Here is a 17272-nt window from a genome sequence, read left to right on the forward strand (position 1 = left end):
GACACCGCACGCGCCGCCCGGCACACTTCCCACGTCCCGCCCGGTCCGTGCACGACCCGACGACGCCGGCCGCGAAGCCGGCAGCGCATCAATTCAAGCAATTGGAGGAAACATCATGGCGGCAACCCGACGTCCCGGTCGCAATCACCTCTTCGTGCCGGGCCCGACCAACATCCCGGACCGGGTCCAGCGCGCGATGCTGGTGCCCTCCGAGGACCACCGCTCGGTCGATTTCCCGGCGCTGACCAAGCCCCTCTTCGAGGACACCAAGAAGGTCTACGGCTCGACCGACGGCACCATCTTCCTGTTCCCGGCCTCCGGCACCGGCATCTGGGAATCGGCGCTGACCAACACGCTCTGCCGCGGCGACAAGGTGCTGACCGCGCGCTTCGGCCAGTTCAGCCACCTCTGGATCGACATGGCCCAGCGCATCGGGCTCGACGTCGTCGTGCAGGAGGAGGCCTGGGGCACAGGCGCCGACCCGCAGAAGATCGAGGAGGCGCTGCGCGCCGACACCAACCACGAGATCAAGGCCGTGATGGTGGTCCACAACGAGACCGCCACGGGCGTCACCAGCGACATCGGCGCGGTGCGCAAGGCCATCGACGCGGCCGGCCACCCGGCGCTGCTCTTCGTGGACGGCGTGTCCTCGATCGGCTCGCTCCCCTTCCGTATGGACGAGTGGAAGGTCGATTGCGCCATCGCCGGCTCGCAGAAGGGCCTGATGCTGCCTGCCGGCCTCGGCGTGATCTGCGTCAGCCCGAAGGCGCTGAAGGTCTCGGAGGGCGCCGCCGGCCGCAACGACCGGCTCGCGCACGTCTACTTCGCCTGGGAGGACCACCGGAAGCAGAACCCGGCCGGCTACTTCCCCTACACCCCGTCGCTGCCGCTGCTCTACGGCCTGCGCGAGGCGCTGGCCTGCCTGTTCGAGGAGGGGCTGGAGAACGTCTACCACCGCCACCACGTGCTCGGCGAGGCCACCCGCCAGGCGGTCGCGGCCTGGGGCCTGAAGACCTGCGCCAAGGACCCGAAGTGGAACTCCGACACCGTCACGGCGATCGTGGTACCGGAGGGCGTGGACGCGGCCCAGATCATCAAGCACGCCTTCGTGCGCTACAACCTCGCCCTCGGCGCCGGCCTCTCCCAGGTCGCCGGCAAGGTCTTCCGCATCGGCCACGTGGGTGACCTGAACGAGCTCTCGCTCTTGGGCGCCATCGCGGGCGCCGAGATGGCGATGAACGATTGCGGGCTCAAGGTGACCCCGGGCTCGGGCGTGGCGGCGGCCGCGAACTACCTGCGCGAGAACCCGCTCAACAAGAACTGATCCGGCACGGATCGGAGAAAGGCCGCGGGGACAACGCCCCGCGGCCCGACCCGCGGGCTTGAGGAGGCCGGCGGGTCCAAGGAAGAAGACCGGTGCGCGCGCCCGCGCAGGACCGGCCGAGGCACCCGGATCAACCGGGGCCCGGAGGACGCGTCCGCTGCCGAGAGAGGGTTCCATGACGAAGAAGATCGTGTTCCTCGACCGCGAATCCCTCGACGCCAAGGTTCGGGAATTCAACTTCCCGCACGAGTACGTGGAGTACGAGTCGACCTGGTCGCCCGAGGATACCGTGGAGCGCCTGAAGGGCGCCGAGATCGCGCTGATCAACAAGGTGCCGATGCGCGCCGAGACGCTGAAGCAGCTGCCGGACCTCAAGCTGATCGCGGTCGCGGCCACCGGCACGGACGTGGTCGACAAGGCGGCCGCGAAGGCGCAAGGGGTCACGGTCGTCAACATCCGCAACTACGCCTTCAACACCGTGCCCGAGCACGTGGTCGGGCTGATGTTCGCGCTGCGCCGCGCCATCGTGCCGTACGCCAACTCCGTGCGCCGGGGCGACTGGGCCAAGTCCACCCAGTTCTGCTACTTCGACTACCCGATCTACGACATCGCCGGCTCGACGCTCGGCATCGTCGGCTACGGGGCGCTCGGCAAGTCGATCGCTAAGCGCGCCGAGGCGCTGGGCATGAAGGTCCTCGCCTACGACGTCTTCCCGCAGGAGGGGCTGGTCGATTTCGAGACCATCCTCACCCAGTCCGACGTGATCACCCTGCACGTGCCGCTGACGCCCGACACCCGCAACCTGATCGGGGCCGAGCAGCTCGCCAAGATGAAGAAGAGCGCCATCCTCATCAACACGGCCCGCGGCGGGCTGGTGGACGAGGCGGCTTTGCTCGCGGCCCTCAAGAACGGCACCATCGCGGGCGCGGGCTTCGACGTGGTGGCGCAGGAGCCCCCGAAGGACGGCAACATCCTGTGCGAGGCGGACCTGCCGAACCTCATCGTCACGCCGCACGTCGCCTGGGCCAGCAAGGAGGCGATGCAGATCCTCGCCGACCAGCTCGTCGACAACGTCGAGGCCTTCGTGGCCGGCAAGCCGCAGAACGTGGTCGAGGGCTGAACCGCGACGCGCGCCCTCTCCCATAGGGAGAGGGTTGGGGTGAGGGGTATGACGGTGCAGGCCTGAGCGCGCCATCGACGCGCGTTCAGGGTGAGCCCTCACCGGCCGCCTCATATCCCTCACCCGGCTTTCTGCGAAAGCAGACCTCTCCCTACAGGAGAGGGGACCCGCGCCCGATCCGCGGACGGCATTGCGCTGACGCGCCGTTAAAAGAATCCACACCCCACACGCCCCGACGGGCGAAAGGACGAACCGATGAAGAAGCTGCTGTTCCTCTTCGACACCGACGCGGTGCCGAGCGTGTTCGACACGGTCGTCGGCTACGACGGCGGGGCCGACCACATCACCGGCTACGGCAACGTCACGCCCGACAACGTCGGCGCGCTCGTCGACGGCACGATCTACACCCGCGGCGGCTCCGAGAAGAAGTCGACCGCGATCTTCGTCGGCGGCGGCTCCATGGCGGCCGGCGAGGCGGTGCTGGACGCGGTCAAGAAGCGCTTCTTCGGGCCCTTCCGCGTCTCCTGCATGCTCGACTCGAACGGATCGAACACCACGGCCGCCGCCGGCGTCGCGCTGGTCGCCAAGGCGGCGGGCTCGCTTCAGGGCAAGCGGGCGGTGGTGCTCGCCGGCACCGGCCCGGTCGGCATGCGCTCGGCGGCGCTGCTCGCCCGCGAGGGCGCCGAGGTGACGCTGTGCGGCCGCTCGCTCGACAAGGCGCAGGCCTCGGCGGACGCCGTCAACAAGCGCTTCGGCGTGAACGTCAAGGCGGCCGAGACCCCGGATGCCGGCTCGCGCGCCCGGATCATCAAGGGCCAGAACCTCGTCTTCTCGGCCGGCGCCATCGGCCTCGAACTCGTCCCCGAGGAGGCCTGGAAGGACGAGGCCTCGATCGAGTTCCTGGCCGACTACAACGCGCAGCCCCCGCTCGGGCTCGGCGGCCTCGAGGCGATGGACAAGGGCAAGGACCGGCACGGCAAGAAGGCCTTCGGCGCGCTCGGCATCGGCGGCCTCAAGCTGAAGCTCCACCGCGCCTGCGTCGGCCAGCTCTTCGACAACACCGAGCAGGTGCTCGATGCCGAGGAGATCTACGCGCTCGCCAAGAAGATGGCCTGAGGAGGGACCCGATGGCCGAGAACGAGACGATCGCGGAGTTCCTGGACGGGCTGGCGAGTTCCAGCCCCACGCCGGGCGGCGGCGGGGCCGCCGCCATCTCGGGCGCCATGGGGGCGGCGCTCGTCTCGATGGTGTGCAACCTCACCATCGGCAAGAAGAAGTACGTTGAGGTCGAGGCCGAGCTGCAGGAGGTTCTGGCCCGATCCGAGGCGCTGCGGGCCGAGCTCACCGGCATGATCGCCGAGGACGTGAAGGCCTTCGACGCGGTGATGGGCGCCTACGGCCTGCCGAAGGCCACCGACGACGAGAAGGCGGCCCGCGCCGCCAAGATCCAAGAGGCGCTGCGGGAGGCCACCGACGTGCCGCTCGCCTGCTGCCGCGCCTGCCGCAAGGTGATCGACCTCGCGCTGGTCACCGCCGAGAAGGGCAACCTCAACGTGGTGAGCGACGCGGGCGTCGCCGTGCTCTCGGCCTTCGCGGGCCTGCGCAGCGCGGCACTGAACGTCTGGGTCAACGCGAAGGGCCTGGAAGACCGCGCCTTCGCGGACCAGCGGCTCGCCGAACTCGAAGGGCTGCTCGGCGAGGCGGGCGCGCTCAACGAGCGCGTCTTCGAGATCGTGAAGGGCAAGGTGCGCTGAGGCGTCGACACCCCCGTCATCCCGGGGCTCGCCGCGGGCGAGAACCCGGGATGACGGAGCTGGCCTCGAGCGGCTTGGGACAACGGAAACACTGTGCAGTCGCGGCAAAGCTCTCGTGCGCCGCACCATTGAATACAGACAGCATTCGCTACACCTCAAGGTGCTTTCAACGCGAATGTCAAAAAATTTAATACCTCTGGGCGCTCCCGCGAAACAAAACTTGTCGCTATAAAATGCCCAGGACCGACGGAGCCGAAAAGGCCGGCTCGAAGACCAGCGGTCTCCCATAAAAAAATCGGAGGCGATGCCATGGACGTCCACGAGTACCAGGCCAAGGAGCTTCTCGCGAGCTTCGGCGTCGCGGTCCCGAAGGGCGCCGTCGCCTTCAGCCCGGACCAGGCGGTCTACGCGGCGACCGAGCTCGGCGGCTCGTTCTGGGCTGTGAAGGCGCAGATCCACGCGGGCGCCCGGGGCAAGGCCGGCGGGATCAAGCTCTGCCGCACCTACAACGAGGTGCGGGACGCCTCCCGCGAATTGCTGGGCAAGCGTCTCGTCACGATCCAGACGGGCCCCGAGGGTAAGCCGGTGCAGCGGGTCTACGTCGAGACCGCCGACCCGTTCGAGCGCGAACTCTATCTCGGCTACGTCCTCGACCGGAAGGCCGAGCGCGTGCGCGTCATCGCGAGCCAGCGCGGCGGCATGGACATCGAGGAGATCGCCGCGACCGACCCGGACGCGCTGATCCAGATCGTGGTCGAGCCCGCGGTCGGCCTGCAGCAGTTCCAGGCCCGCGAGATCGCCTTCCAGCTCGGGCTCAACATCAAGCAGGTCTCGGCCGCGGTGAAGACCATCATGAACGCCTACCGGGCGTTCCGCGACTGCGACGGCACGATGCTGGAGATCAACCCGCTCGTCGTCACGAAGGACGACCGGGTGCTGGCGCTCGACGCCAAGATGAGCTTCGACGACAACGCGATGTTCCGCCGCCGCCACATCGCGGACATGCACGACCCCTCGCAGAGCGACCCGCGCGAGGCCCAGGCCGCCGAGCACAACCTCAACTACATCGGCCTGGAGGGCGAGATCGGCTGCATCGTCAACGGCGCGGGCTTGGCCATGGCCACCATGGACATGATCAAGCACGCGGGCGGCGAGCCGGCCAACTTCCTGGACGTCGGCGGCGGCGCGAGCCCCGAGCGCGTCGCCACGGCCTTCCGGCTGGTGCTGTCCGACAAGAACGTGAAGGCGATCCTGGTCAACATCTTCGCAGGGATCAACCGCTGCGACTGGATCGCCGAGGGCGTGGTCAAGGCCGCCCGCGAGGTGAAGATCGAGGTGCCGCTGGTGGTGCGGCTGGCCGGCACGAACGTCGAGGCCGGCAAGCAGATCCTGGCCGAGAGCGGGCTCGACCTGATCACCGCCGACACGCTGTCGGAAGCCGCCGTCAAGGCGGTGGACGCCTGCAACACCGCCAAGAACAACTCAAAGAACCGCTGAGGGGAGATCGCGCCATGAGCATTCTCATCGACGAGAAGACCCCGATCCTCGTCCAGGGCATCACGGGCGACAAGGGCACGTTCCACGCCAAGGAAATGCTGGAGTACGGCACCAACGTCGTGGCGGGCGTCACCCCCGGCAAGGGCGGGCGCACCCATCTGGGCATCCCGGTCTTCAACACCGTCAAGGAGGCGGTGGCGGCCACGGGCGCCACCACCTCGATCACCTTCGTGGCCCCGCCGTTCGCGGCCGACGCGATCATGGAAGGGGCGGATGCGGGCCTGCGCCTCGTCTGCTCGATCACCGACGGCATCCCGGCCCAGGACATGATGCGGGTGAAGCGCTACCTGATGCGCTACCCCAAGGACCGCCGCACCATGGTGGTCGGCCCGAACTGCGCCGGCATCATCTCGCCCGGCAAGGCCATGCTCGGCATCATGCCGGGCCACATCTACCTCAAGGGCAATGTCGGGGTGATCTCGCGCTCCGGCACGCTCGGCTACGAGGCGGCCTCGCAGATGAAGGCTCTGGGCATCGGCATCTCGACCTCGGTCGGCATCGGCGGCGACCCGATCAACGGCTCGTCCTTCCTCGACCACCTGACGCTCTTCGAGCGCGACCCGGACACCCACGCGGTGCTGATGATCGGCGAGATCGGCGGTCCCCAGGAGGCCGAGGCCTCCGCCTGGATCCGGGAGAACATGTCGAAGCCCGTCATCGGCTTCGTGGCGGGCCTCACCGCCCCGAAGGGCCGCCGCATGGGCCATGCCGGCGCGATCATCTCGGCGACCGGCGACAGCGCGGCCGAGAAGGCCGAGATCATGCGCTCCCACGGGCTCACCGTGGCACCCGATCCGGGCTCCTTCGGCGCGACCGTGGCGCAGGTGCTGAAGGCGGCCTGACGCCGCGCCGGAACCACGACGGGCCCCCTCTCCCGTGCGGGAGAGGGGGCCCGCGCCTCACTCGTCCCCGCCACGGCGGTCCGCATCTGCGGTCCGCGAGACGGCGCACCCGCTGCCCGAGGTGGCCCCCATGACCCGAACCCTGCACGCCCCCCCCGGCCACGCCGACGAGAACGCCTTCGCGCCCCCGGTGATCACCGGCACCTCGGCGAAGGAGCCGCTCGACATCCTGTTCCACGCGCTCCTCGACGTGGCGCGCCGGCACGAGCCGGAGCTGGAATCGGTGCTGCACGGCACCGCCGACATCTCCGCCTTCTCGCCCGAGATGCTGGCCCGCGCGCTCCAGGTGCAGGGCATCTGGTTCCAGCTGATCTCGATCGCCGAGCAGAACGCGGCCATGCGCCGCCGCCGCCAGATCGAGCGCCTGGAGGGCCGGGAGGCGCTCGGCGGCTCCTTCGCCAAGGTCCTGGCCGAGGCGGCCGCCCGCGGCATCAAGGCGCCGCAGATCCACGCCCTGCTGAAGGACCTGCGCATCCGCCCGACGCTCACGGCGCACCCGACCGAGGGCAAGCGCGTGACGGTGCTGGAGAAGTTCCGGCGCATCTACCTCGTGCTGCGCGAGCTGGAGATGCCGCGCTGGACCGAGCGCGAGCGCAACGGCCTGATGAACGAGCTGCGCGCCCAGATCGAGCTGGTCTGGATGACGGGCGAGCTGCACCTCGAGAAGCCCACCGTCGAGCGCGAGGTCGCCTGGGGCCTGCACTTCTTCGACGAGTCGATCTTCGAGATGCTGCCCGAGATGATGGTCTCGCTGGAGGAGGCGCTGGCGCGCCACTATCCGGACGAGACCTTCGAGGTGCCGCCCTTCTTCCAGTTCGGCAGCTGGATCGGCGGCGACCGGGACGGCAACCCCTACGTCACCGCGAGCGTCACCCGCGAGACCCTGAAGCGCAACGCGCTGGCCTCGCTGCGGCGCTACCGCGACGGCATCAACCATCTCGCCCGCATGCTCTCGCTCACCGAGCGCTCGCTGCCGGTGCCGGAGGCGTTCGGGCGGGAACTCGCCCACGCTCTGACCGAGAGCGGCGACGCCAGGGCGATCGCGGGCCGCAATCCGGGCGAGCCCTACCGCCAGTTCCTCACCTGCGTGCAGCGCAAGCTCGAGGCGACGATCGCCCGCAACGAGGGCGCGCGCCCGGCCGGGCCGGACTATCCGAGCGCCGACGGGCTGATCAACGACCTGCGCGTGCTCGAACGGGGCCTCTGCGACGCGCGGTGCACGGGGCTCGCCACCGACCTCGTGCGCCCGGTGCGCCGCATGGTCGAGATCTTCCGCTTTTCGACGGTGCGCCTCGACATCCGCGAGAACTCCACCCGCACCACGCAGACGCTGCAGGCGCTCTGGGCCCGGCAGCACGGCGACCGTCCGCCGCCGGCCCCCGACTCGCCCGCGTGGCGGGACTGGCTGCTCGGCGAGCTCGCGCGCCCGCGCGATCCGGAGCGCGGCTTCGACGACCTGCCCGACGCCGCCCAGGAGACCCTCGACACCTTCGCGCTGGTGGGCGAGATGCGCGACACCCTCGACCGCGAGGCCTTCGGCAGCTTCATCCTGTCGATGACGCGCTCGGTCGAGGACGTGCTCGGCGCCTACCTGCTCGCCAAGGAGGCGGGCCTCTTCCTCGACGGGGCCGGCACCGAGATCTGCCCGCTGCCGATCGTGCCGCTGTTCGAGACGATCGACGACCTGCGCGCGGCGCCCGCCATCATGAAGGAATTGCTGGCGACCCCGGTCGTGCGCCGCTCCACCCGCTGGCAGGGCGGCGTGCAGGAGGTGATGATCGGCTACTCGGACTCGAACAAGGACGGCGGCTTCGTCGCCTCGAACTGGGAACTCTACAAGGCGCAGGCCCGCCTCACGGTGCTGGGCAAGCACGCGGGCGTGCCGATCGCCTTCTTCCACGGCCGCGGCGGCTCGGTCAGCCGCGGCGGCGTGCCGACCCACCGGGGCATCGCCGCCCAGCCGCCGGGCTCGATCAACGGGCGCTTCCGCATCACCGAGCAGGGCGAGGTCGTCTCGTTCAAGTATGCCAACCGCGGCACCGCCGCCTACCAGATGGAATTGCTGGCGGCCTCCGTGTTCGAGCACGCGCTGGCGCCCGAGCCCAACGGCAACGGGGCCGCCCGGCTCGGCGCGGACGACGCCATGGAGGCGCTGTCCGGCGCCTCGCGGGCGGCCTACGTCAACCTGCTGCAGACGGAGGGCCTGGTCGATTACTTCCAGGCGGCGAGCCCGCTCGACGAGATCGCGCTGCTCAACATCGGCTCGCGGCCGGCGCGGCGCTTCGGCGCCCGCTCGCTCTCGGACCTGCGCGCGATCCCCTGGGTCTTCGCGTGGTCGCAGAACCGGCACGTCGTCACCGGCTGGTACGGGGTGGGCTCAGGGATCCGCAGCTTCCTCGACGTGCGCGGGGCCGAGGGCGAGGCGCAGCTCAAGCGCCTGTTCGAGGAGTCGCGCGTGTTCCGCCTCGTCCTCGACGAGGTCGAGAAGACCCTGATGATGGTCGATCTCGACATCGCCCGGGACTATGCGGGCCTCGTCGCCGACGAGCTCGTGCGCGCCCGGATCTTCCGCATGGTCGAGGCCGAGTACGCCCTGACCCGGGAGATGGTGTTGCGGGTGAGCGGCGGGCGCGAGCTCGCCGAGCGCTTCCCCCTGTTCCGGGACCGGCTCCAGGGCCGGCTGCCGACGATCAACCAGGTGAGCCGCGAGCAGGTCGAGCTGCTGGCCCGCTTCCGCCAGGAGACCGACGAGGAGCGGCGCGAGGCCGTGAAGTCGGCGCTCCTCCTGTCCATCAACTGCATCGCCGTCGGCTTCGGCGCGACCGGGTGAGCCGGGACGCGGGACGGTCGCCGCGACCTGTCGCGCGCCGGCCGGCGATCCATGTTGTCACCGGAGCGCACGGCACCCCGGCTCCCGCGCGGCCCGCGAGCGGAACCAGAACCGTTACCAGGAGAGAGAAACACCGATGAGCTTCACCCTGATCCAGCAGGCCAAGGCGCGCCTGCACCGCTCCGAGCTCGCCGTGCCGGGCTCGAACCCGACCTTCATGGAGAAGTCGGCCTCGTCCGCCGCGGACGTGATCTTCCTCGACCTCGAGGACGCGGTCGCCCCCGACGACAAGGAGCAGGCCCGCAAGAACATCATCCAGGCCCTGAACGAGATCGATTGGGGCACCAAGACCATGATGATCCGCATCAACGGTCTCGACACCCACTACATGTACCGCGACGTCGTCGATATCGTCGAAGCCTGTCCGCGGCTGGACATGATCCTGATCCCCAAGGTCGGCGTGCCCCAGGACGTCTACGCGATCGACGTGCTCGTCACGCAGATCGAGCAGGCCAAGAAGCGCGAGAAGAAGCTCGGCTTCGAGGTGCTGATCGAGACCGCGCTCGGCATGGCCAACGTCGAGGCGATCGCGACCTCCTCCAAGCGCCTCGAGGCGATGTCCTTCGGGGTCGCCGACTACGCCGCCTCCTGCCGCACCCGCTCGACCGTGATCGGCGGCGTCAATCCCGATTACTCGGTGCTCACCGACAAGGACGAGGCGGGCAACCGCGAGACGCACTGGCAGGACCCGTGGCTGTTCGCCCAGCAGCGCATGCTGGTGGCCTGCCGCGCCTACGGCCTGCGCCCGATCGACGGCCCGTTCGGCGACTTCTCGGACAAGGACGGCTACCTCTCGGCCGCCCGCCGCTGTGCCGCGGCCGGCTACGAGGGCAAGTGGGCGATCCACCCGAGCCAGATCGAGCTCGCCAACGAGGTGTTCACGCCCTCCGAGAAGGAGGTCGAGAAGGCCCGCCGCATCCTCGTCGCCATGGAGGAGGCCGCGAAGGCCGGCCGCGGCGCGGTGGCCCTCGACGGCCGCCTCATCGACATCGCCTCGATCCGCATGGCCGAGGCGCTGATCGAGAAGGCCGACGCGATGTCGGGCAAGTAGGACCCGGGCGGATCTTTGGGGGCGGCCGCCGGAGCGATCCGGCGGCCGCCACCGTTTCAACGGAGGCGCCGGTTCGGCGCCCGACACGGGAGAGCCAGCCATGCACGTGACGATCGAACAGGCCGAGACCGCGATCCGCGCCGCCCGCGACAAGGCGGTCGAGCTCGGCACGCAGATGTGCATCGCGGTGGTGGATTCGGGCGGCAACCTGAAGGCGTTCTACCGCATGGACGACGCCTGGGTCGGCTCGATCGACATCGCCCAGAAGAAGGCCAAGACCTCCGTGTTCTTCGGCATGAAGACCGGCCAGATCGGCCAGCTCTCGCAGCCCGGCGGCTCGCTCTACGGCATCGAGCACTCCAACGACGGGCTGATCACCTTCCCGGGCGGCATCCCGATCGTGGACGCGGACGGCGTGATGTCGGGCGCGATCGGGGTCAGCGGCTCGACGGTGGAGAACGACGACGCGGTCGCCCAGGCCGGCGCGCAGGCGATCGGCAAGACGGAGCTGCCGGCGCACCCCTGGCGGACCTGATCCCGGCCGGCGCACCGTCCCGCAACCGCCGGTTAAGGCTACCGCCCTATGACGGGCCCATCAGCCAGCCACCGGTCGGGGAGCGCGACGATGAACCGTGAACAATTCGCCGAAGCCCTGCGACGCCTCGTGGCGACCCAGGTCGAGGACATCGAGCGGGCCGTCAAGGACGGCCACAAGACCATCGCGCTGAACGAGCTGGCGGACCTCAACCGCCAGCTCAAGGCCTTCGCGGCGGCGCTGAAGAAGGCGCCGGCCCGGGCCTGACGGGACGCGGGCCCGAAACGCCTCGAAGCCCCCGTCCGGATCGCCGGGCGGGGGCTTCGTCGTTCGAGGCCTACCAGCGCGGCCCGCCCCAGCGGCCCCCGGGCCCATCGGAGAAATCGCGCGGCGGCGGGTCGAAGCGCGGGCGGCGCGGGGGACCGAGATCGTCGGGCTCGTCGCAGACCCGGACCCGGCGGATCACCGGCTCGCCGTCGGCGTCGAAGCGGCGCTTCACGAAGACCCGGCAGGGTGGTGCGAGATCCGGCCCGGCCGAGAAGCGCGGGAAGCGGGGCGGCGGCCGGCGCCCGTAATCCTCCTCGAAGCCCGGGCCGCTTCCCGGCCCGAAATCCGGGCGCGGGCCGTAGGGCCCGTCGAAATCGGCCGCCTGGGCGGCGGTGCCGGCCAGCACCAGGGCAAGCAGCCCGAGGGTGCGGAGGCGAGGCGAGGGGAGGCGCGACATGGACATCCTCTGATGCCGCGTGGCCGGCGAGGCGCCGGGCCATCGGTGAGGATGGTGTCGCACGGGGCGCCTGAACGGCGCGGGAGCGGTCCCGTTCGGCGCCGTTCAGGCACCGGGACCGGCGGCCCCGGCCTACCGGTCGCTCGGGGCCGCCGCCGGGTCGCCGTCCGCGAAGGAGCCGCCCGCGCTGAACAGCTTGCGCAGGAAGCCCGGCGCCACGGCCGAGAGGGGGTTCACGCTGACTTCCGGAGAGGCCAGCCGCCCCTGCACCCGGAAGTTGACCGCGAACAGGCCCTCGTTGTGCCCACCCGCCAGCAGGGGCCCGAACAGCGGCACCTGCGCCACCACGTTGTTCAGCCCGTAGAGCGGCACGAAGGTGCCGTTGATGTCCGTGCGCTCGCGGCCCGTGTCGAGGAAGCCCGAGAGGGTGAAGCCGAGCGCCGCGTTCGAGATCGCCGCGTCCGAGAAGTCGACCCGGCTGCCCGAGCGCACGAAGTTCGCCCGCATCCGGTCGAAGGTCACCTCGGCCGCCTGCTGGACCGCGGGCCGGCGCCGACCGCGGGCGTCGACCGTCTCCGGGATGTCCGGGCCCCGGGCCATGATGCTCGAGAGCGCGGGCTCGTTGCGCAGCGTGAAGCTGCGGATCTGGACCACCCCCGCCTGCGGCCCGTCGTTCAGGTTGATCCCGGCGCTGAGCTTGCCGCCGAACATCCGGCGGTAGATGTCCACGAAGCGCAGCGTCGCGCCCGCATCCGCCGTCTCGACCGAGAGCACCGGCACGCCGCGCTCCCCCTTGGTCACGCTCGCCGCGAAGGGGGCGGAGCGGAAGCGGCCCGCGATGGTCGCTGCGCGCAGGTCCTTGCCCCGCAGCGAGAGCTTGAGGCTGGCGTTGGTCAGCGCCTCCTCGTTGTGGCCCGTGAGGATGCCGAGGGTGATGTCGGCGTCGATGTCCTTCGGAGCGGTCTCGCGGCCGCCCCGCTGTTCGGGCCCGGTCAGCGACTTCAGGAAGGGCCGCGCGTCGGCGACCGCGCCTCGCACGGCGACGCGGTAGCCCGAGCCGTTCCGGTCGACCACGACCCGCATGTCGTCGCCGGGCGAGAGCTTCACGCCGGAGAGTTCCGCCCGCTCCAGGCCGCCGTCGCCGAGGCTGGCGCTGCCGCGGGCGGAAGCCGTGCCGGCATCGAGCACGATGTCGCGCAGCTCCGCCCCGCCCTGGGTCTCGGAGAGGCTGAAGCCGAGGCGCCCGGCCTTGCCCGCGGCCTTGGTGAAGCCCGGCAGCAGCCCGTCGATGCCCGCACGCGTCAGGTCGGCCTCGACCCGGACCGGCGCCTTGCCCGCCCGCCCGAGCGGGACCACCGCCCGCACCGGGATCGTGCCGCTGAGCTGCGGGGCGGTGGGCAGGCCCTTCTTCGCCCGCACCGCCTCGTCGAGGGCGAGCCCCACCTGCACCTCGCCGCCGCCCGAGCGGGGCTGGCGCAGATCGACCGTGATCGGCGCGCCGAGCACCCGCGCGTCGCCCTTCAGGCTGAAGCCGTCGCGGCCGTAGGCGACGGCGAAGCGGCCGGACTCGAGCCGATCCTTGCCCACCACCTTGTCGACCGAGAGGTCGGAGAGGGTGCCGGAGATCGCGACCGGCAGGTCGGGCAGGTCGGGGATGTGCTTAAGGTTCAGCGGGAAGGCGATCTGCAGGTCGGCCGCGCCCCGGACCGTGGCCGGGTCGAGGTCGGCGCCCGACAGGCTCTTGAACATCCTGGTCTGGAGGAGGGCGGCGAGCGCGTCGGCGCCGCCGCCGAGTCGCAGGCCGATCTGCGCCACGACCGTGTCGGGGGTGATCTCCGGGATCACGAAGCTGCCGTCCGAGATGGCGAGCATGCGGCCGTCCGCCATGCGCAGATCCGCGGTGACGTCCCGGATCCGGGTGGTGCGGCCCGTGATGGTGCCGGCCACGCGCCCGCGCGTGAGGGGCGGCGCGTCGGGGGAGACCTCCAGGGCCGCCTCCGAGACCTGGAAGTCGATATGCACCGCGTTGTCGGGCATCGGCTCGCCGCGGGTCGCGGCGGCGAGTTCCGAGCCCGACATGTCCACCCGGATGTCCACCCTGTCGATGCGCCCGCCGCGCAGCGCGTCCACGAGGTAGTTGCGCGCGCCCGGCGCGATGTTCTCGGGCCAGAGCCGCAGGCCGGTGCGCACCTCGCTGTCGGTCGCCCCGATGTGGAGCGTCAGCCCGTCGTCGTCGGCGCTGGTGCCGAGCGTGCCGCCGAGCTGGCCCTTCACGCCGGGGCCCGAGAGGGTCAGCGCGTCGATGCTCAGGCCGCCGGCCCGGCCGGAGAGGCGGGCGTCCAGCGCCCCGATCACGACCGGCGCGTCTTTCGGCGCGGCGCCCCGCAGGGTGCCGTCGCGGCCGGAGAGCGTCGCCGTCCAGGCGGTGTCGGCGCCGGCCGGGCTCGCCTGCCAGAGGCCCGACAGGCGGACCGTGTTGCCCGCGCCCCGATAGTCGAGGCTGCCGAGCGTCATGGCGCGCTTGGCCTCGTCCCAGCTCGCCTGCGCGGTCAGGCTCTCGACCGTGACGGGGTTGAAGTCCTTCTCCTCGATGAGCAGCGAGCCGTCGCCGGTGCGCAGGCCGAGCTGCAGCGTCTCGATCCGCCCGTTCAGGAGGGCGGCGTCGGCCCGGGCCGAGAGCTTGAGGTCGGTCGTCACCGGCAGCTTCGACTGGCCGGAGAGCAGCAGCAGGTCGGTGACCGGCAGGTCGTCGAGGGTGATGATGCCGGTGCGGCGCCCGTCCGCGGCCTCCCGCAGGGTGCCGCCGAAGCGCCACTGCCCGTGCGGCCCGTCGATGCGCAATTCGAACAGGCGCGCGTCCTGGGTCGCGTCGCGCCCGAACAGGCCGTTGACGCGCTCGAACACCGCCTTGGCCTGCCCGTCCTCACCGACGAGCGTCAGGCGCGCGTTGGTGACGCGGGCCCGGTCGAGCGCGCCGACGACGCCTGCGGGATCCAGCACCACGCCGAAGATCGAGGCGATGCCGGCCGAGAGCGGCGAGACCGTGCCGCGGGCGGTGTCGACGCTCGGCAGGGTCTGGGGCGTGCTCGCCTGCGCGGCGTCGGGCGACGCGAAGGCGATCGAGCCGTCGTGGTGGACGAGCGCCGTCATCTGCACGTCCCGGAACTCGATGGAGCGCGGCTGCACGGCGAGCCGCAGCAGGCCCCAGCCGTCGAGGCTCACCACCGCGAGCGGCGCGCGCACCACCAGCGCGCCCTGCGGGTTGCGGATGTCGAGCCCGGCGATGCGGAGCGCCAGCGAATGCTCGGCGTCGAGTTCGAGGGAGGAATCGTTGAGGTCGATGCGCCAGCCCGGCCCGATCCGCTCGGCCACCGCCGCGGCGACCCGTCCCGAGAAGGCATCGAGGCTGATCGGGCCGGCGGCGAGCCGCAGCCAGACGAGGCCGCCCGCCAGACCGACGAGCACGACCAGGCCGAGCATGGTCAGGCCGCAGGCGAGGCCCCAGCGGCGGCCCGCCCGGGGCGGCGTCAGTCCCTCGGGTGCGTCAACCATCGAGACCTTGTATCGAGACCAAACGTCGAAGCGTGACCGCTGGATCGGAACGCGGGCTCATTTTAAGAGCGCGGTCGATCCCGACCCGGTCGGCTGTCGAACCCGCTGTTTCGGGGTCTTTCCCAGGCACACCATCAATCGGCCGAAAGGAAGGCACGATGTCCCTCACCGTCGGAGATCCGGCCCCGGATTTCACCCTGCCGGGCTCGTCCGGACAGAGCATCGCGCTTGCCGCGATGCGCGGTCACAAGATCGTGCTCTACTTCTACCCGAAGGACGACACGAGCGGCTGCACCCTGGAGGCGCAGGGCTTCAACGCGCTGCTCGCCGATTTCGAGGCCGCCGACGCGCGGGTGGTCGGCCTCTCGCCGGACCCGGTGAAGAGCCACGACACGTTCTGCGGCAAGTACGGGCTCCGGTTCCCGCTCGCCTCCGACGAGAGCAAGGAGACGCTCCGGGCCTACGGCGTCTGGGTCGAGAAGAGCATGTACGGGCGCAAGTACATGGGTGTCGAGCGCACCACCCTGCTCCTCGACCGGGAGGGGCGGATCGCCCGGATCTGGCCGAAGGTGAAGGTGCCGGGCCATGCGGAGGAAGTGCTGGGCGCGGCCCGCGACCTCGCCTGAGCGGTCCCCCGGGCCGTCTCGGGTGGGCCCGGGCGGGGCGGCCCTTTCGGGCTTCCTTAACCCTAACGGAGCCTGATGGGGCCGCGAGATGCGAACCCCGCCGCCCATGCGCCACCACGAGACATCGCCGGAACGAACCCGATCCCAGCGCGGCCCCGCGCTGCTCGCCTGCGGGCTCGGGCTGGCGATCCTCTGGGCCGGGGCGGCGACCTACGGCCTCGTCTTCCGCGACGACGCTCTGGCCCGCCTGTTGAGCGGCCAGGGCGGGATGCAGGCGGCCTACGAGGCGCGCATCGCCGCGCTCGGCGCCGAGATCGAGCGGGACCGCGAGACGCTCGCCGCCCGCACCGATCTGGAGCGCCGCCTCTCGGCCGCCCTGGAACGCCAGGCCGAGCTGGAGCGGCGCCAGTCGGTGCTCGGGCGCCTTCCCGGCCTCGCCCCCCCGCCGGCCGGGGAGGAGCGGCCCGCCCCCGACGCCTTCGAGCTGCGCGGCGAGGGCGAGCCCCGGGCCGGGCGGCGAGCCGAGCGGGCCGCCGTCCGGCTCGCCGGGCTCGAATCCGGGCTCGACGCCGTGCAGGCGGCGCAGGCCCGCGCCCTCGGCCGGGTGGTCGACGGCGCCGCGCGGGACGTGCGGCACCTGCGCGGCGTGATCCGCGGCGCCGGGCTCGACCCTGCCCGGTTCGCGGGCGCGGCCTCCGCCGTCGGCGGCCCGCTCGTGCCGCTGCCCGGGGGCGACTTCCCGGGGATGCTGGAGGCGGCGCAAGCGGCTCTCGGCGAGGCCGAGCGCCTGCGCCGGAGCACGGAGACGCTGCCGCTGCGGCCCCCGGTCGAGGGTGCGCACGGCGTGTCGAGCGGCTTCGGCGCCCGGCTCGATCCCTTCACCCGGGGGCTTGCCCTCCACACCGGCCTGGACCTGAAGGCGGAGACGGGCGAGCCCGCACGCGCCACCGCGCCCGGCCGGGTGACGGCGGCGGAGTTCGCGGGCGGCTACGGCAACATGGTCGAGATCGACCACGGGCACGGCCTCACCACGCGCTACGCGCATCTCGCCCGCATCGCGGTGGTGCCGGGCCAGTGGATGGCGGCCGGCGCCGTCGTCGGCCGCATCGGCTCCACCGGCCGCTCCACCGGCGCGCACCTGCACTACGAGACCCGGATCGACGGCGAGCCGGTCGATCCGGAGCGCTTCCTCGAGGCCGGGCGGCGGCTCGGGGCGGCAGCGCCCTGAGGCCGTCCC

General features: G+C 71.4%; 14 protein-coding genes. 12 read left to right on the forward strand and 2 right to left on the reverse strand.

Annotation, left to right across the window (positions count from 1 at the left end; all coding sequences use genetic code 11):
• Positions 1-115: 115 nt before the first annotated feature.
• From MFF56_RS12715 to MFF56_RS12760, 10 genes are all read left to right on the forward strand, one after another.
• Entirely contained in the window at positions 116-1324 is a 1209-nt protein-coding gene (locus MFF56_RS12715) for an aminotransferase class V-fold PLP-dependent enzyme (RefSeq protein ID WP_066927610.1), read from the forward strand.
• A gap of 175 nt (positions 1325-1499) precedes the next feature.
• Positions 1500-2444 (forward strand): D-2-hydroxyacid dehydrogenase, encoded by a 945-nt coding sequence (locus MFF56_RS12720; protein WP_066927608.1) that lies wholly within the window; start codon positions 1500-1502, stop codon positions 2442-2444.
• A 255-nt stretch (positions 2445-2699) separates the two neighbouring features.
• The gene (locus tag MFF56_RS12725; protein WP_066922726.1) at positions 2700-3560 is read left to right on the forward strand and encodes an NADP-dependent methylenetetrahydromethanopterin/methylenetetrahydrofolate dehydrogenase; all 861 of its coding nucleotides are present in this window, start codon (positions 2700-2702) and stop codon (positions 3558-3560) included.
• A gap of 11 nt (positions 3561-3571) precedes the next feature.
• On the forward strand, positions 3572-4198 hold the full coding sequence (gene fchA, locus MFF56_RS12730) for a methenyltetrahydrofolate cyclohydrolase (protein ID WP_066922728.1): 627 nt from the start codon (positions 3572-3574) through the stop codon (positions 4196-4198).
• A 309-nt stretch (positions 4199-4507) separates the two neighbouring features.
• Entirely contained in the window at positions 4508-5695 is a 1188-nt protein-coding gene (locus MFF56_RS12735; protein ID WP_066922730.1) for a malate--CoA ligase subunit beta, read from the forward strand.
• A 14-nt stretch (positions 5696-5709) separates the two neighbouring features.
• A complete protein-coding gene (gene sucD / locus MFF56_RS12740) occupies positions 5710-6597 on the forward strand; it encodes a succinate--CoA ligase subunit alpha (protein WP_238230081.1) in 888 nt (295 codons plus the stop codon).
• A gap of 130 nt (positions 6598-6727) precedes the next feature.
• Complete coding sequence (locus MFF56_RS12745) at positions 6728-9487, forward strand: phosphoenolpyruvate carboxylase (protein WP_238230082.1); 2760 nt, start codon at positions 6728-6730, stop codon at positions 9485-9487.
• 136 nt (positions 9488-9623) lie between these two features.
• Positions 9624-10598, forward strand: coding sequence for an HpcH/HpaI aldolase/citrate lyase family protein (locus tag MFF56_RS12750; protein ID WP_066921163.1), 975 nt, complete (start codon positions 9624-9626; stop codon positions 10596-10598).
• A gap of 100 nt (positions 10599-10698) precedes the next feature.
• Positions 10699-11133, forward strand: a complete 435-nt coding sequence (locus MFF56_RS12755; protein ID WP_066921165.1) for a GlcG/HbpS family heme-binding protein — start codon at positions 10699-10701, stop codon at positions 11131-11133.
• Positions 11134-11223: 90 nt separating this feature from the next.
• Positions 11224-11400, forward strand: coding sequence for a hypothetical protein (locus MFF56_RS12760; protein WP_197430535.1), 177 nt, complete (start codon positions 11224-11226; stop codon positions 11398-11400).
• A gap of 70 nt (positions 11401-11470) precedes the next feature.
• Here the strand turns inward: MFF56_RS12760 and MFF56_RS12765 are convergent, their stop codons facing one another.
• Positions 11471-11857: a hypothetical protein gene (locus MFF56_RS12765; protein ID WP_066921167.1), complete on the reverse strand. Its 387-nt coding sequence runs from the start codon at positions 11855-11857 to the stop codon at positions 11471-11473.
• Positions 11858-11989: 132 nt separating this feature from the next.
• Positions 11990-15409: a YhdP family protein gene (locus MFF56_RS12770; protein ID WP_082772984.1), complete on the reverse strand. Its 3420-nt coding sequence runs from the start codon at positions 15407-15409 to the stop codon at positions 11990-11992.
• A gap of 158 nt (positions 15410-15567) precedes the next feature.
• Here MFF56_RS12770 and MFF56_RS12775 point away from each other — a divergent pair, with 158 nt between their 5' ends.
• Together MFF56_RS12775 and MFF56_RS12780 are read left to right on the forward strand one after the other, a co-directional pair.
• Positions 15568-16035, forward strand: coding sequence for a peroxiredoxin (locus MFF56_RS12775; protein WP_066921169.1), 468 nt, complete (start codon positions 15568-15570; stop codon positions 16033-16035).
• A gap of 106 nt (positions 16036-16141) precedes the next feature.
• A complete protein-coding gene (locus MFF56_RS12780) occupies positions 16142-17263 on the forward strand; it encodes a M23 family metallopeptidase (RefSeq protein ID WP_238230083.1) in 1122 nt (373 codons plus the stop codon).
• The last annotated feature ends 9 nt before the right edge of the window (positions 17264-17272 follow it).

Origin of the sequence: Methylobacterium hispanicum (assembly GCF_022179285.1) — a bacterium.
Taxonomy (GTDB): Bacteria; Pseudomonadota; Alphaproteobacteria; order Rhizobiales; family Beijerinckiaceae; genus Methylobacterium; species Methylobacterium hispanicum.

Bases quoted from the DNA above. Each gene is read 5' to 3' on its own strand.
- MFF56_RS12715 (WP_066927610.1), top strand. From the start codon at position 116: ATGGCGGCAACCCGACGTCCCGGTCGCAATCACCTCTTCGTGCCGGGC.
- MFF56_RS12720 (WP_066927608.1), top strand. From the start codon at position 1,500: ATGACGAAGAAGATCGTGTTCCTCGACCGCGAATCCCTCGACGCCAAG.
- MFF56_RS12725 (WP_066922726.1), top strand. From the start codon at position 2,700: ATGAAGAAGCTGCTGTTCCTCTTCGACACCGACGCGGTGCCGAGCGTG.
- fchA (WP_066922728.1), top strand. From the start codon at position 3,572: ATGGCCGAGAACGAGACGATCGCGGAGTTCCTGGACGGGCTGGCGAGT.
- MFF56_RS12735 (WP_066922730.1), top strand. From the start codon at position 4,508: ATGGACGTCCACGAGTACCAGGCCAAGGAGCTTCTCGCGAGCTTCGGC.
- sucD (WP_238230081.1), top strand. From the start codon at position 5,710: ATGAGCATTCTCATCGACGAGAAGACCCCGATCCTCGTCCAGGGCATC.
- MFF56_RS12745 (WP_238230082.1), top strand. From the start codon at position 6,728: ATGACCCGAACCCTGCACGCCCCCCCCGGCCACGCCGACGAGAACGCC.
- MFF56_RS12750 (WP_066921163.1), top strand. From the start codon at position 9,624: ATGAGCTTCACCCTGATCCAGCAGGCCAAGGCGCGCCTGCACCGCTCC.
- MFF56_RS12755 (WP_066921165.1), top strand. From the start codon at position 10,699: ATGCACGTGACGATCGAACAGGCCGAGACCGCGATCCGCGCCGCCCGC.
- MFF56_RS12760 (WP_197430535.1), top strand. From the start codon at position 11,224: ATGAACCGTGAACAATTCGCCGAAGCCCTGCGACGCCTCGTGGCGACC.
- MFF56_RS12765 (WP_066921167.1), bottom strand. From the start codon at position 11,857: ATGTCGCGCCTCCCCTCGCCTCGCCTCCGCACCCTCGGGCTGCTTGCC.
- MFF56_RS12770 (WP_082772984.1), bottom strand. From the start codon at position 15,409: ATGGTTGACGCACCCGAGGGACTGACGCCGCCCCGGGCGGGCCGCCGC.
- MFF56_RS12775 (WP_066921169.1), top strand. From the start codon at position 15,568: ATGTCCCTCACCGTCGGAGATCCGGCCCCGGATTTCACCCTGCCGGGC.
- MFF56_RS12780 (WP_238230083.1), top strand. From the start codon at position 16,142: ATGCGCCACCACGAGACATCGCCGGAACGAACCCGATCCCAGCGCGGC.